15 protein-coding genes are annotated in these 12,949 nt (G+C 73.3%); 6 read left to right on the top strand and 9 right to left on the bottom strand.

What is annotated here, in order from left to right:
• The first annotated feature begins 62 nt into the window (after window positions 1–62).
• Entirely contained in the window at window positions 63–683 is a 621-nt protein-coding gene (locus tag ACBR40_RS01300; RefSeq protein ID WP_371247049.1) for a YigZ family protein, read from the top strand.
• A gap of 6 nt (window positions 684–689) precedes the next feature.
• Here the strand turns inward: ACBR40_RS01300 and ACBR40_RS01295 are convergent, their stop codons facing one another.
• On the bottom strand, window positions 690–1,916 hold the full coding sequence (locus ACBR40_RS01295) for an isochorismate synthase (RefSeq protein WP_344215400.1): 1,227 nt from the start codon (window positions 1,914–1,916) through the stop codon (window positions 690–692).
• 216 nt (window positions 1,917–2,132) lie between these two features.
• Between ACBR40_RS01295 and ACBR40_RS01290 the strand changes: the two genes are divergently transcribed.
• Complete coding sequence (locus ACBR40_RS01290) at window positions 2,133–2,984, top strand: SGNH/GDSL hydrolase family protein (protein ID WP_344215402.1); 852 nt, start codon at window positions 2,133–2,135, stop codon at window positions 2,982–2,984.
• A gap of 12 nt (window positions 2,985–2,996) precedes the next feature.
• Here ACBR40_RS01290 and ACBR40_RS01285 read toward each other — a convergent pair whose 3' ends face one another.
• Window positions 2,997–3,710: an HNH endonuclease family protein gene (locus ACBR40_RS01285; protein ID WP_344215404.1), complete on the bottom strand. Its 714-nt coding sequence runs from the start codon at window positions 3,708–3,710 to the stop codon at window positions 2,997–2,999.
• Window positions 3,711–3,783: 73 nt separating this feature from the next.
• Between ACBR40_RS01285 and ACBR40_RS01280 the strand changes: the two genes are divergently transcribed.
• Both ACBR40_RS01280 and ACBR40_RS01275 read left to right on the top strand, forming a co-directional pair.
• Window positions 3,784–4,245, top strand: coding sequence for a CrcB family protein (locus ACBR40_RS01280; protein WP_371247048.1), 462 nt, complete (start codon window positions 3,784–3,786; stop codon window positions 4,243–4,245).
• Window positions 4,242–4,601 carry a CrcB family protein gene (locus ACBR40_RS01275; protein WP_371247047.1) on the top strand — a complete coding sequence of 120 codons (360 nt, stop codon included), beginning with the start codon at window positions 4,242–4,244 and terminating at the stop codon, window positions 4,599–4,601. The genes ACBR40_RS01280 and ACBR40_RS01275 overlap by 4 nt, the downstream gene beginning before the upstream one ends.
• A 5-nt stretch (window positions 4,602–4,606) precedes the next feature.
• On the opposite strand, the gene ACBR40_RS01270 is transcribed toward ACBR40_RS01275, so the two are convergent.
• From ACBR40_RS01270 to ACBR40_RS01250, 5 genes are all read right to left on the bottom strand, one after another.
• Complete coding sequence (locus ACBR40_RS01270) at window positions 4,607–5,446, bottom strand: metallophosphoesterase (protein WP_371247046.1); 840 nt, start codon at window positions 5,444–5,446, stop codon at window positions 4,607–4,609.
• Window positions 5,447–5,612: 166 nt separating this feature from the next.
• The gene (locus ACBR40_RS01265) at window positions 5,613–6,569 is read right to left on the bottom strand and encodes an alpha/beta hydrolase (protein WP_344215417.1); all 957 of its coding nucleotides are present in this window, start codon (window positions 6,567–6,569) and stop codon (window positions 5,613–5,615) included.
• Between the two features lie 101 nt (window positions 6,570–6,670).
• Entirely contained in the window at window positions 6,671–7,426 is a 756-nt protein-coding gene (locus tag ACBR40_RS01260; protein WP_344215419.1) for an ATP-binding cassette domain-containing protein, read from the bottom strand.
• On the bottom strand, window positions 7,423–8,466 hold the full coding sequence (locus ACBR40_RS01255; RefSeq protein ID WP_344215421.1) for an ABC transporter permease: 1,044 nt from the start codon (window positions 8,464–8,466) through the stop codon (window positions 7,423–7,425). Before ACBR40_RS01255 ends, ACBR40_RS01260 begins: the two co-directional genes overlap by 4 nt.
• Window positions 8,463–9,446, bottom strand: coding sequence for a sugar ABC transporter substrate-binding protein (locus tag ACBR40_RS01250; RefSeq protein WP_371247045.1), 984 nt, complete (start codon window positions 9,444–9,446; stop codon window positions 8,463–8,465). The genes ACBR40_RS01255 and ACBR40_RS01250 overlap by 4 nt, the downstream gene beginning before the upstream one ends.
• Before the next feature lie 118 nt (window positions 9,447–9,564).
• Between ACBR40_RS01250 and ACBR40_RS01245 the strand changes: the two genes are divergently transcribed.
• A complete protein-coding gene (locus ACBR40_RS01245) occupies window positions 9,565–10,203 on the top strand; it encodes a TetR/AcrR family transcriptional regulator (protein ID WP_364452671.1) in 639 nt (212 codons plus the stop codon).
• 2 nt (window positions 10,204–10,205) lie between these two features.
• On the opposite strand, the gene ACBR40_RS01240 is transcribed toward ACBR40_RS01245, so the two are convergent.
• Both ACBR40_RS01240 and ACBR40_RS01235 read right to left on the bottom strand, forming a co-directional pair.
• Window positions 10,206–11,027: a CoA ester lyase gene (locus tag ACBR40_RS01240; protein WP_344215427.1), complete on the bottom strand. Its 822-nt coding sequence runs from the start codon at window positions 11,025–11,027 to the stop codon at window positions 10,206–10,208.
• Complete coding sequence (locus ACBR40_RS01235; protein WP_344215429.1) at window positions 11,024–12,211, bottom strand: CoA transferase; 1,188 nt, start codon at window positions 12,209–12,211, stop codon at window positions 11,024–11,026. Before ACBR40_RS01235 ends, ACBR40_RS01240 begins: the two co-directional genes overlap by 4 nt.
• A 66-nt stretch (window positions 12,212–12,277) precedes the next feature.
• Here ACBR40_RS01235 and ACBR40_RS01230 point away from each other — a divergent pair, with 66 nt between their 5' ends.
• The gene (locus tag ACBR40_RS01230; protein WP_371247044.1) at window positions 12,278–12,934 is read left to right on the top strand and encodes a GntR family transcriptional regulator; all 657 of its coding nucleotides are present in this window, start codon (window positions 12,278–12,280) and stop codon (window positions 12,932–12,934) included.
• The last annotated feature ends 15 nt before the right edge of the window (window positions 12,935–12,949 follow it).

Here is a 12,949-nt window from a genome sequence, read left to right as displayed (position 1 = left end):
CTGAGGTCTGTAGGCGATGGTAGCCCGCCGACCGCCACAGGCGAGGGCATACCCTGTCGAATGTGCCTGCCCCGTACCTCACCCTCACCGCCCCCGTCGAGCACGAGACCGAGGTGCGGCGCTCGCGCTTCATCTGCGCGGTCGCGCCCGCGCGCAGCGTGGAGGAGGCGGCGGCGTTCATCGCCGGGCGGCGGCGCGAGCACGCCGGCGCCACCCACAACTGCACGGCCTACGTCATCGGGCAGCGCGTCCAGAAGGGCGACGACGACGGCGAGCCGGGCGGCACCGCGGGCACGCCCATGGTGCAGGCGCTGGTCGGGCGCGGCTACAGCGACGTGGTGGCGGTGGTGACGCGCTACTTCGGCGGCGTGCTGCTCGGCGCGGGCGGGCTGGTGCGCGCCTACGGCTCGGCGGTGACCGAGACCCTCGACCGGGCCGAGCCGGTGCGGATGGTGCCGGCCAGGCGGGTGCGCGTGGCGGTGGCGCACGACCAGGCCGGCCGGGTGGAGAACGACCTGCGCGCCTCGCGGTACGCGGTCGAGGACGTCGCCTACGCCGCCCAGGTCACCTTCAGCGTGGCGGTGGGCGAGGACGAGGTGGCGGCGTTCGGCGACTGGGTGGCGACGCTGACGGCGGGCCGTGCCCGGGTGAGCGTCGGCGAGGATGTGCACATCCCCGCCTGACGCGTCCTATCCCTCCAGGGCGTACTGCATGACACGGAACTTGGCCTGCGCCTCGGCCAGCTCGGCGGCCGGGTCGGAGTCGCCCATGATGCCGCAGCCGGCGAACAGCCGGGCCCGCCGCCCGCGTACGAGCCCCGAGCGCAGCGCGATGCCCCACTCGCCGTCGCCGTTGGCGTCGATCCAGCCGACCGGCCCCGCGTAGCCGGCGCGGTCCATGCCCTCCAGCTCACGGATGATTTTGGACGCCAGGTCGGTCGGGGTGCCGCCGACGGCCGCCGTCGGGTGCATGGCGGCGACCACGTCGAGCACCGACGCCCCGTCGGCGAGCCGCCCGGTGACGTGGCTGGCGAGGTGCTGGACGTTGGGCAGCACGAGCAGTTCGGGCTCGTCGGGCGTCTCCAGCGACGAGCAGAGCGGACCCAGCGCGGTGCGTACGGAGGCGATCGCGCACTCGTGCTCGTGCCGGTCCTTGGCGGAGGCGAGCAGCGCGGTGCCGCGGGCGAGGTCGTCGGCGGGACCGGTGCCGCGCGCGGTCGTGCCGGCCAGCACCAGCGACTCGATCTCCTGACCGGTGCGCCGGATGAGCAGCTCGGGCGTGGCGCCGACCAGCCCGGCGACGGAGAAGGTGTAGCACTCGGGGTAGCGGCCGGCCAGCCGCGACAGCAGCAGCCGCACGTCGATGGCCCGCTCGGCGGTGGCGACGAGGTCGCGGGCGAGCACGACCTTCTCCAGCTCGCCGTCGCGGATGCGGGCGGCGGCGCGGGCCACCACGTGCTCCCACTCGGGCGCGGTGAGGCTGCCGTCGCCGTAGCTGATGCGGCCGGGGTCGAGCACCGGCGTGACGGTCTCCAGCGGCGCGTCGCCGATCGTGGTCAGCCAGGCGCGGCCGTCGCGGCGGGCCAGCACGGCCTGCGGCACGACGAGCACCGAGCCGTGCGCGTCCTCGTCGAAGGTGAAGCTGCCGAAGGCGACCGGGCCGGTGCCCGGCCCTCCCGCGCCGGGGACCCCGGCCCCGCCGAGCACGTCGGCCAGCCACTCGCGGGCCCAGGCGAAACGGCCCGAGCCCGGAGGCACGGCGACGCGGGCCGCCTCACCCCATCCGACGATCCCTTCGCCGTTCCTGATCCAGGCGTACGGCGACGACCTGGGCAGGGAGGCCAGCAGGTCGCCGGGATCGCCGACCGGTGTGGTGCGAACCGGCAGCGGGCGGGTTGTTCCGAGCGCGACACTCACTCAAGACATGCTATGCGTCACCTGAACATGTTCGACTCTGACCCCCGTGAATGCCACGTTAAGGCAAGCAAATCCGGAAAAAAGCGGAACGGTTGGGGGGCGGGGCCGACCGGCCGGCCTTCGGGCTGTCAAGCCGCCATATGAAGTCGGTCCCGAAACGGCAGACCTGCCCGGACGCGATGGCCGGGGCCTGCCCGGCTCTCTACCTTTGGGGCCATGATCGGTCGCCTGGCCCCTGTTCTCGCCGCTGCTAGTGTCCTCACCGGTACGGTCACGGCTCCGGCCGCCGCCGCGACCTCCACCTCCTTCGCCGAGCCGGTCCCCGAGGTCATGGCCGCCCTCGGCGACTCCATCTCCACCGGCTTCAACGCCTGCGGCTGGTACGTCTCCTGCACCTCGCGCTCGTGGTCGGCGGGCGACCACGCCTCCGTCTCCAGCCACTACCAGCGCCTGTCGAAGCTGTCTGGAACGCTCCAGGGCCACAACCTCAACTTCGCCGCCCCCGGCGCGACCAGCGCCGACCTGCTCGGCCAGGTGAACAAGGCGGTCGAGGCCAAGGCCGACTACGTGACCGTGCTCATCGGCGCCACCGACGCCTGCGTGCGCACCGAGAAGGCCATGACCCCGGTCGCCACCTACCGGCAGCGTCTGGAGACCGCGCTGGACACGCTGCGCGCCGGGATGCCGACGGCCCGGGTGCTGTTCGCGAGCGTCCCCGACCTGCGGCGGCTGTGGCAGGTCGGCAAGGACGACCCGGTGGCCCGTACGTTCTGGACGCTCGGCCGGGTCTGCCCGACGATGCTGGCCAACCCGTCGTCGACGAAGAAGGCCGACGCCGCGCGACGGGACCGGGTCCGCGCCCGGGTGATCGCCTACAACCGGGCCTCCGCCGAGGTCTGCGCCGCCTACGGCCCGCAGTGCCGCACCGACGGAGGGGCGGTCTTCTCCTTCCCGTTCACGCTGGAGCACGTCAGCAAGTGGGACTTCTTCCACCCGAGCGCGGCGGGCCAGCGGGCGCTGGCCGCGCAGACCTTCAAGAGCGGCTTCGACTGGATCGACCCCCGCTGATCATCTGCCCCCTCATCGGCACTGGGCGAGCATCGCCCTCTTGTCCGCCGGGGTGACCGGGACGCCGTACTTCACGGCGACCTGGGCGAAGCGGGTGACGTACGCGCAGCGCACCCGCCGCTGCGGCGGCAGCCAGCCCGACGGCCCGGCGGCGTCCTTCTCCTCGTTCGCGGCGCCGTACACCGGCAGCAGGTTGAGCGGGTCGTTGGCGAAGTCGAGCCGCTTCGACATCGGCCAGCGCCGCGCGCCCATGCGCCAGCCGTAGTTCAGCGGCACCACGTGGTCGACCTGCACCTCGTCCGCGCGGTTCTTCCGCCAGCGGATGACCCGGCCGGTGTAGGGGTCCTCCAGGGTGAGCGACACGACCTCGCAGCGCGAGCCAGCGCGGTACTTCACGTTCCTGCCGTCGCGGGCCAGCAGGTCGTCGCGGGTGCGGCAGCCGTTCCCCGCGTACGGCACGCCGGGCGCGGTGTCGGCCCAGTTCTCGCCGTAGCGGGTGCGTTCGTAGCCGGCGTTGGGGCCGAGCCCCCGGGTGCGCAGCCGCCGGATGAGGGCGCGTGCCTCGGCCTTGTCGGCGTCGGAGATGATGGGGGCCAGACCGGGTAAGGTGCCGCCGGTGTTGCCCAGCGGGCTGGCCGCCGTCGCCGGTGGTGTCCTGGCCGTGCCGACGAGGGAGACGACGATGATGGCTCCTGCGAGAAGGGCGAGGGCGTCCTTCGTGCTCAATCGGGCCTCCGAGCGCGCTTCCAGATCTCTAGAGAAATTCCCGGCTTGAGGTGTTCCGACACGGGAGGATTGTGTGACCGAACGCCCGATCGATCCTGACGTCGATCTCCATGTCCCGGCGCAGCGCGCCGAGCTGCACTGGCCGGTCCTGGCCGTCATCGCGGCCGGCGGGGCGCTCGGGGCGCTGGCCCGCCACGGCCTGCAGTCGGCGCTGCCGGCTCCGCCGGGCGGGTTCCCGTGGGCGACGTTCTGGGTCAACGTGTCGGGTTGCCTGCTCATCGGGGTGCTCATGGTGGTGATCACCGAGGTGCGGCCGGCGCACCGGCTCGTACGGCCGTTCCTCGGCGTGGGGGTGCTGGGCGGATACACGACGTTCTCGACGTACGTGGTGGACGTGCGGCGGGTGGTCGAGGCGGGCGCGCCGGTCGTCGGGCTGGCCTACCTGGCCGCCACGATGGCCGCGGCGCTGGCCGCCGTCGCCGCCGGCATGTGGCTGACCCGGCGGGCCGCCGGGAGGCGGGCGGCGGCGGGATGACGCTGCTGCTCATCGTGGCCGGCGCGGCGGTCGGCGCGCCGCTGCGCTACCTCGCCGACCGGGCGGTGCAGGCCCGGCACGACACGGTCTTCCCCTGGGGGACGCTCGCCGTCAACGTGGCCGGGTCGGCGCTGCTGGGGTTCCTCGCCGCGCTGCCGGTGGACGGCGGGCTGATGGCGCTGGCCGGCACCGGGTTCTGCGGGGCGCTGACGACGTACTCGACGTTCGGCTACGAGACGGTGCGGCTGCTGGAGGTGGGCGCCCGCTTCCACGCCGTGGCCAACGCCGCCGCCGGCGTCGTCGCCGGGCTCGGCGCGGCGTACTGCGGCGCCGCCCTGGCCCAGGCGCTCATGTGACGCGCTCACGGTTCGACCAGGACCTCGCGCAGCAGGTCGCGGGGCGGGCGGCGGCGCCACTCGCGCGGGTAGCCGAGCGAGACCTCCTCGAAGCGGACCCCGTCGTACCAGTTGACGCGCGGGATGTGCAGGTGGCCGTAGATCATCGCGGCCGTCGGGAAGCGCCGGTGCCAGTCGCGGGTGGCGGTGGTGCCGCACCACTGCGCGAACTCCGGGTACCACAGCACGTCCGTGGGCTCGCGGACGAGCGGGTAGTGGTTGACGAACACCAGCGGCACGCCGTCGTCGGCCGCCGCCAGCCGCCGCTCGGTCGCCGCCACCCGCGCCCGGCACCACGCCTCCCTGCTCGGGTAGGGGTCCGGGTGCAGGAGGAACTCGTCGGTGCACACCACGCCGGTGCCGTGGGCGTACTCCAGCGCCTCCTCCTTGGAGTCGATGCCCGGCGGCAGGAACGTGTAGTCGTAGAGCAGGAACAGCGGCACGATCCGCACCGGCCCGCCCGGCCCCTCCCACAGCGGGTAGGGGTCCTCCGGCGTCAGGACGCCCAGCTCCCTGCACATCGCGACCAGGTGCTCGTAGCGGGCCACGCCCTGCAGCTCGGGCGGGTCGCCGCGCGGCGTCCACAGCTCGTGGTTGCCCGGCGTCCACACCACCCGCTCGAAGCGGCCCGCGAGCAGCCGCAGCGCCCAGCGGATGTCCTCCACGTTCTCGGCGACGTCCCCGGCCACCAGGAGCCAGTCGCCGGGCGCGGACGGTTTCAGCTCCTGGACGATGGCGCGGTTCTCGGCGTAGGAGACGTGCAGGTCACTGACCGCGAGCAGGCGGCCATCAGGGCGGGCGGGCAACGGGGGGCCTCCTTCCGGCTGTCACGAGCATGCCACGCGGACGCGCCTCTCCCCCACCCCTGCCGGTGTGAAGATCCGGCCGGGACCCCCTAGGGCCCCGGCCGGGAGCGGCGTAATAACGGGCCGCTCCGCAGCAGCTCGCGGCCGTTCCTCCTGATCCGGTAGGTCATGCGCGCAGCCAGGTCCGCAGTGCGCCGACGGCGAGGTCCATGGCGGCCCTGGCGGCGTTGGTGCCGCGCAGCGCGTCGAGCATGACGAAGTCGTGGATCATCCCGGCCAGCCGGACCGCCGTCACGTCCACGCCCGCCGCGCGCAGCCGGGCCGCGTACGCCTCGCCCTCGTCCCGCAGCACGTCGGCCTCGCCGTTGAGCACGATCGCGGGCGGCAGGCCGCGCAGCTCCTCGTCCGTGGCCCGCAGCGGCGAGGCGTGGCTCTCGGCCCGCTGCCCGGCGTCGGTCGTGTACTGGTCCCAGAACCACTTCATGCCGTCGCGGTTGAGGTAGTAGCCGGTCGCGAAGTCGTGGTAGGACTCGGTGTCGAAGCTCGCGTCGGTGACCGGGTAGAACAACGCCTGGCCGCGCAGCCGCACGTCGCCGCGTTCCTTGGCCATGAGGGCCAGCACGGCGGACATGTTGCCGCCGACCGAGTCGCCGGCGACGGCCATCCGCCCGGCGTCGAGGCCCTTCTCGCCGCCGTGCTCCGTCACCCATCGGGCGGCGGCGTAGTTCTGCTCGATCTGGGTCGGATATTTCGCCTCGGGGGCGCGGTCGTACTCGGGGAAGACCACGGCCGCCTCGCAGCGCACGGCCAGCTCGCGCACCAGGCGGTCGTGCGTGCGGGCCGAGCCGAACACCCAGCCCGCGCCGTGGATGTAGAGGATCACCGGCAGGGCGCCCGTGGCGCCCTTGGGCCTGACCAGGCGCACCGGCACCGTCCCGGTCGGGCCGCCCTCGACCTCGATCCACTCCTCGTCGATGTCCGGCTTGGGCACGCCGGACCCGGACTGGAGCTTCTCCAGCACCTCGCGGCCCTGCTCGGGCGGCAGCTCGTAGATGAAGGGCGGCTCGGAGGTCGCCTCGGCGAACTCCCGCGCCGCCTGTTCCAGCACGACCTTCCTGCTCACCGGCGACCTCCGGGCTCTCGCGCCTGCACCTTGCCCGGATGGTTGTGCCTCGCCCCACCTCCAGGCACCCGCCGGGAACCGTCAATTCCCGCCCAAGAGCCTCACTCGCGCCGCAGCTCGTGCGCCAGCTCCTCCAGCTCCGCCCCGCCCGCCATGAGCGCCGTCAGCTCCTGCGGGGTGATGTCGGCCTTGGCGTACTCGCCCATGCCGGCGCCCCGGTTGAGCAGCAGGAACCGGTCGCCCACCGGGTGGGCGTGGTGCGGGTTGTGGGTGATGAAGACCACGGCGAGCCCCCGGTCGCGGGCGCGGGCGATGTAGCGCAGCACCACCCCGGCCTGCTTGACGCCGAGCGCCGAGGTGGGCTCGTCGAGGATGAGCACGCGGGCGCCGAAGTGCACGGCCCGCGCGATCGCCACCGACTGCCGCTCCCCGCCGGACAGCGTGCCGACCGGCTGGTCCACGTCGCGGATGTCGATGCCCATGGCCCGCAGCTCCTCGCGGGCCACCCGGCGGGCCTTCGCCACGTCGAAGGCGAGGCCCTTGCGCGGCTCGGAGCCGAGGAAGAAGTTGCGCCACACCGACATGAGCGGGATCATCGCCAGGTCCTGGTAGACGGTGGCGATGCCGCGGTCGAGCGCGTCGCGCGGGCTCGACAGGCGCACCTCCTCGCCGTCCACGAGCAGCGCCCCCGTGTCGTGCTGGTGCACGCCGGACAGGATCTTGATGAGCGTCGACTTGCCGGCGCCGTTGTCGCCGAGCACGCACAGCACCTCCCCGGCGGCCACGCCCATCGACACCTCGCGCAGCGCCAGCACCGAGCCGAACCTCTTGCCGATGCCGCGGGTCTCCAGGATCAATGCCGCACCTCCTCGGCGTAGCGGCGCACCAGCCGGTTGGCCAGCGTGGCCAGCAGCAGCATCGCGCCCAGGAAGAACTTGAACCAGTCGGCGTCCCAGCCGAGGAAGACGATGCCCTTGTCGGCCATGCCGAAGATGACCGCGCCGATGGCGGCGCCGACGGCCGAGCCGTAGCCGCCGGTCAGCAGGCAGCCGCCGATGACCGCCGCGATGATGTAAATGAACTCCTGGCCGATGCCGATGTTGGCCTGGACCGAGGTGTAGCGCAGCGCCAGGATCGAGCCGACCAGCCAGGCGGCGAACGCCGTCGTCATGAACAGCGCGATCTTCGTCCGCGCGGCCGGCACGCCGACCGCCCGCGCGGCCCGCTCGTCGCCGCCGACCGCGAAGATCCAGTTGCCCGCCCGGGAGCGCATGAGCACCCACGTCGCCACCGCCGTCGCCAGCAGCCACCACAGGATCGCCACCCGGAACGAGGTGCCGCCGAGGTCGACGGTGCCGGCCAGCAGGGCGCTGGCGCCGTCGTACCCGTCGGCCCTGCGCAGCCCGCCGACCTGGACCGTCCCGGTGATGGCCTTGGTCACGCCGAGGTTGACGCCCTGGAGCATGAGGAACGTGCCGAGCGTGACGATGAAGCTGGGCAGCCGGGTGCGGGTCACGATCAGCCCGTTGGCGAACCCGACGGCCAGCGCCACCGCCAGCCCCGCCAGCATGGCGAGCCACACGTTGAGCCCGAACCTGGTGGCCAGCGTGACCAGGATGAGCCCGCTGGTGCCGGTCAGCACGCCCGCCGACAGGTCGAACTCGCCGCCGATCATGAGCAGCGCGACCGCGACCGCCATGATGCCGAGCGTGGCGGCCGGGTCGAGCCAGTTCGCGACGCCGGCCGGCGAGCGGAACACCGGCGACTGGGCGGCGAAGAACGCGAACACCAGCACCGCGCCGACCACCGCGCCCAGCTCGGGCCGGATGAGCAGGCGGCGGGCCAGGCCGACGCGGGCGATCCGCTCGTCGGCGGCCGCCGCGCTCGTCCGGCTCATCTGGTGCCCGCCTCCGCCAGCTTGGCGACCTGGTCGGCGTTGTCCTTGGTGACGAAGCCCGGCCCGGTGTTGACCGGCAGGCCGCCGCCCACGGTGTTGAGGTTGGTGGTGTAGAGGCGCAGGAACGTGATGGGCAGGTAGCCCTGGAGGTACTGCTGCTGGTCCACGGCGAACAGGACCTCGCCGGCCTTGATCGCGTCCACCACGTCGGCCGACAGGTCGAAGGTGGCCACCTTGGCCGTCGATCCCGAGTCCCTGACGGCGTCCCTGGCGGCCACGGCGACCGCCGGGTTGAGCGCCAGCACGCCGTTGACCTGCTTGTCCGACTGGAGCTTGGCGGTGACCTTGGACGTCACGTCGGCCAGGTTGCCGATGTCCACCTGGAGCCGTTCGACGGCGCCGCCGAGGGTCTCCTCGGCGCCCTTGCAGCGCTGGTCGAGGCCGACGTTGCCGGCCTCGTGGATGACGCACAGCAGCTTGGTGACGCCGGCCGCCTTGAGCTGCTCGCCCGCGCCGCGCCCGGCCACGTCCTCGGACTGCCCGACGTGGGTGAGCGCGCCGAACGCCTTGGAGGAGTCGGCCCCCGAGTTGATCGTCACCACCGGGATCTTCGCGGCGACGGCCTTGCCGATCGCCTCCTTCAGCGCGTCGGGGTTGGCCATGGAGACCACGAGGCCGTCCACCTTCTCGGCGACGGCCTGGTCGATGAGCTGGGACTGCTTGGCGGGGTCGCCGTCGCCCTGGTAGGTGACGGTGACGCCGTACTGCTCGCCGGCGGCCTCGGCGCCGTTCTTGACCACGTCCCAGAAGGCGTCGCCGGCGCCGCCGTGGGTGATGACGGCGTACTTGCCGCCGCTCTTGGCCGGGGATCCGGCCGCCGGAGCGCTGCTCGGCGCGCTCTGCCCGTCCGGGGACGGGGACGAGCAGCCCGTGAGGGCGAGGGCTCCTAACAGTGCCAGCACGATCGGGGTACGTCTCACGAGGACACCTCCAAGACCAACAGGCTTGGCCCGGTTCTACCTCAGTGTCAACGTGTCGTATAGACAATAGGACAGACGTACTTGCAGAACGGAAGACTACGTTCCCTATAATGCGAGCATGACCAGCGCACCCATGAGCGGCCGCAAGGCACAGGCCGCGCGGAACGACGAGCTGATCCTCCAGGCGGCGCGGGCGGTCTTCACCGCCGACCCCGGCGCCCCCATCGCGGCCGTCGCCGAGAAGGCGGGCGTCGGCATCAGCGCGCTCTACCGCCGCTATCCCAGCAAGGAGGCCCTGCTGCAGAAACTGTGCGGCGACGGGCTGAAACTCTACATCGAGGTCACCGAGCGGGCGCTGGCCGAGGAGGGCGACCCGTGGGAGGCGTTCGCCGGCTACCTGCGCGGCATCGTCGACGCCGACACCAACTCGCTGACGATCAGGCTGGCCGGGACGTTCCAGCCGACGGAGGAGCTGGGCCGCGACGCGATGCGGGCGGGAGCCCTGGCCACCGAGATCCACCGGCGCACGGTGGAGGCGGGCGTGCTGCGCCCCGACCTCACCACCGCCGACATCGCGCTGCTGCTGGAGCAGATCGCCTCCATCCGGGTGGGCGACGAGCGGCGGATCTCCGAGCTGCGCCACCGCTACCTCGCCCTGATGATGGACGCGCTGCGCCTGCCGCCGGCCCGCCGCGAGCTGCCCGGCCCCGCGGCGACGGACGAGGAACTGTCATCCCGCTGGTGGACCGGCTCCTGACGTCAGACCTCGGCGGCGAGGTGGCGGGCCAGCGCGACCGTACGGCGGGCGCGGGCCAGCACCGGCGCGTCCACGAACCGGCCGTCCGGCAGCGCCACCGCCCCGAGCCCCGCCCCTTCGGCGCGCTCGGCCGCCGCGACGATCTCCTCGGCCCTCGCGACCTCCTCCTCCCCCGGCCGGAAGGCCCGCCGGATCACCGGGATCTGCCGGGGGTGGATCGCGGTCCGGCCGAACAGGCCCGTCGCGCGCCCGGCCCGGCAGGAGGCGGCGAGCCCGTCCTCGTCCCTGACGTCGGGATACACCGACATCGGCACCGGCGGCAGCCCGGCCGCCGCCGCCGCGAGCACCGCCTGGAGCCGCAGGTGGTTCATGGCGGCCTCGTCGGTGATCGACAGCTCGGCGGCGAGGTCCTGCTCGCCGAGCGCGATCCCGGCGACGGCCGGATGCGCGGCGACGGCCGCCGCGCGCAGGATCCCGGCCGCCGACTCCAGCAGCGGGTACGCCCGCCCGTCCGCGATCCCGTCGAGCACGGCGGGATCCTCGACCTTCGGCAGCCGTACGCCGTCGGCCAGGCCGCCGACCGCCTCCAGGTCCGCCCGGCCCCGGGCCGTGGTGAGGTCGTTGACCCGGACGTGCACGGCGGCGCCGGCCGGGGGCCGCTCGCGCAGGTAGGCGACGGCGTTGGCGCGCGCCTCGTCCTTGCGGGCGGGCACGACCGCGTCCTCCAGGTCGATGATGACCACGTCGGCCCCGGACGCGGCCGCCTTGGCGAACCGTTCAGGCCGGTCGCCGGGGACGTACAGCCAGGTCACCGGCGGGATCACGCGATCACCCCTGCCTCGCGCAGCTCGGCCAGACGCTCGCGGGAGTAGTCGAGCTCGGTCAGCACCTCGTCGGTGTCCCTGCCGAGCGGACGCCCCGGCCAGCGGATCTCGCCCGGGGTGTCCGACAGGCGGAACATGACGTTCTGCATGGTGACACTGCCCAGCTCCTCGTCGGGCAGCTCGACGAACGTGCCGAGCGCCTCGTACTGCGGGTCCCGCGCGATGTCGGTGACGTCGTAGATGGGCGCGACCGCGGCCTGCGCCTCCTCGAAGCGGGCGATCACCTCGGCGGCGTCGCGCTCGGCGATCCAGGAGGCGACGGCCTCGTCCAGCTCGTCCACGTGCTGGACGCGGCCCTGCCCGGTGGCGAACCACGGCTGCTCGACCAGGTCGGGCCGGCCGACGAGGGTGACCACCCGCTCGGCGATCGGCTGCGCGCTGGTGGAGATCGCCAGCCAGCGGCCGTCGCGGGTGCGGTAGGTGTTGCGGGGGGCGTTGCTGCTGGAGCGGTTGCCGGTGCGCCGCGGCACCACGCCGAGCGCCTTGTACGCGGTCATCTGCGGCCCCAGCAGGGCCATGATCGGCTCGATGATGGCCAGGTCGATCACCTGGCCGCGCCCGGTGCGCTCGCGGGCGTGCAGGGCCAGCATGATCGCGTACGACATGGCGAGGCCCGCGATGCCGTCGGCGAGGGCGAGGGGCGGCAGCGTGGGCGGGCCGTCGGGCTGGCCGGTCATGGCCGCGAAGCCGCTCATCGCCTCGGCCAGCGTGCCGAACCCCGGCTGCCGCGCCATCGGCCCCTGCTGCCCGAACCCGGTCATCCTGGCCACGATCAGCCGGGGGTTGAGCTTCAGCAGGTCCTCGGGGTCGAGGTCCCAGCGTTCGAGCGTGCCGGGGCGGAAGTTCTCGATCAGCACGTCGGAGCGCTCGCACAGGCGGCGCAGGATCTCCTGGCCCTCGGCGCGCGACAGGTCGACGGCGGCGGTGCGCTTGTTGCGCGCGAGCGTCTTCCACCACAGGCCGACGCCGCCGGCCGACGCGCCGTGGCCGCGCGACGGGTCGCCGCGCCGGGGGTGCTCGATCTTGATCACGTCGGCGCCGAAGTCGCCGAGCATCATCGCGGCGGAGGGACCGGCGAACAGCGTCGCCGCGTCGATGACCCGCAGGTCGCCGAGGATCGTCATGGTTTGTAAGTTATAAAAAATATGTCATAGGTCAATTCGACGAGAACGTACGGGACACTGGACGACATGTCAGCGCTGGAGCCGCGGCCCCCCGTCAGCAAGGCCGAATACGTCTACAACACGCTGCTCGACGACATCCGCAACGCGCGCATCCCCGGCGGGACCGCGCTGCGGGCCGGCGAGGTGGCCAGGCGGCTCGGCGTGTCCGTCACGCCGGTGCGCGAGGCGCTGCGCAGGCTGGAGAAGGACCACCTCATCAGGTACGAGGCGCACCACGGGGCGACCGTGGTGGACCTCGGCGAGGAGGCGCTGGCGGAGTACTACGGCCTGCGCGCGGTCGTCGAAGGGCTCGGCGCCCGGCTCGCCGCCGCCCGCGTCACGGCCGAGGAGCTGGCCGAGCTGCGCGAGCTGCACGCCGCCATGGTCGAGGACGCCGCGCGCGGCCGGGGCGACCGCCTGGGCGAGCAGAGCCTCCGCTTCCACCTGCGCATCGTGGACATCGGCGGGCCGGCGTTCCTGGGCGCGCACGCGCGGGCGGTGCGCAACAGCGTCCCCGTGCCGGCGGAGGCGTCGCTGTGGCTGGCGCGGGACCAGGTCCAGGCCCAGCTCGACGCGCACGAGGCCATCCTGGAAGCCCTCGCGGCGGGCGACGGCGACGCGGCCGAGCGCGTCATGATCGAGCACGTCCGGCACGCGGGCGCCTTCCGCGCCCGGACCACCTGACCCGCCACCCCTTTG

The organism is Nonomuraea sp. AD125B (genome assembly GCF_041402765.1).
In the GTDB taxonomy this organism is placed as follows: Bacteria; Actinomycetota; Actinomycetes; order Streptosporangiales; family Streptosporangiaceae; genus Nonomuraea; species Nonomuraea bangladeshensis.
This window is presented reverse-complemented; position numbering and strand designations above follow the sequence as displayed.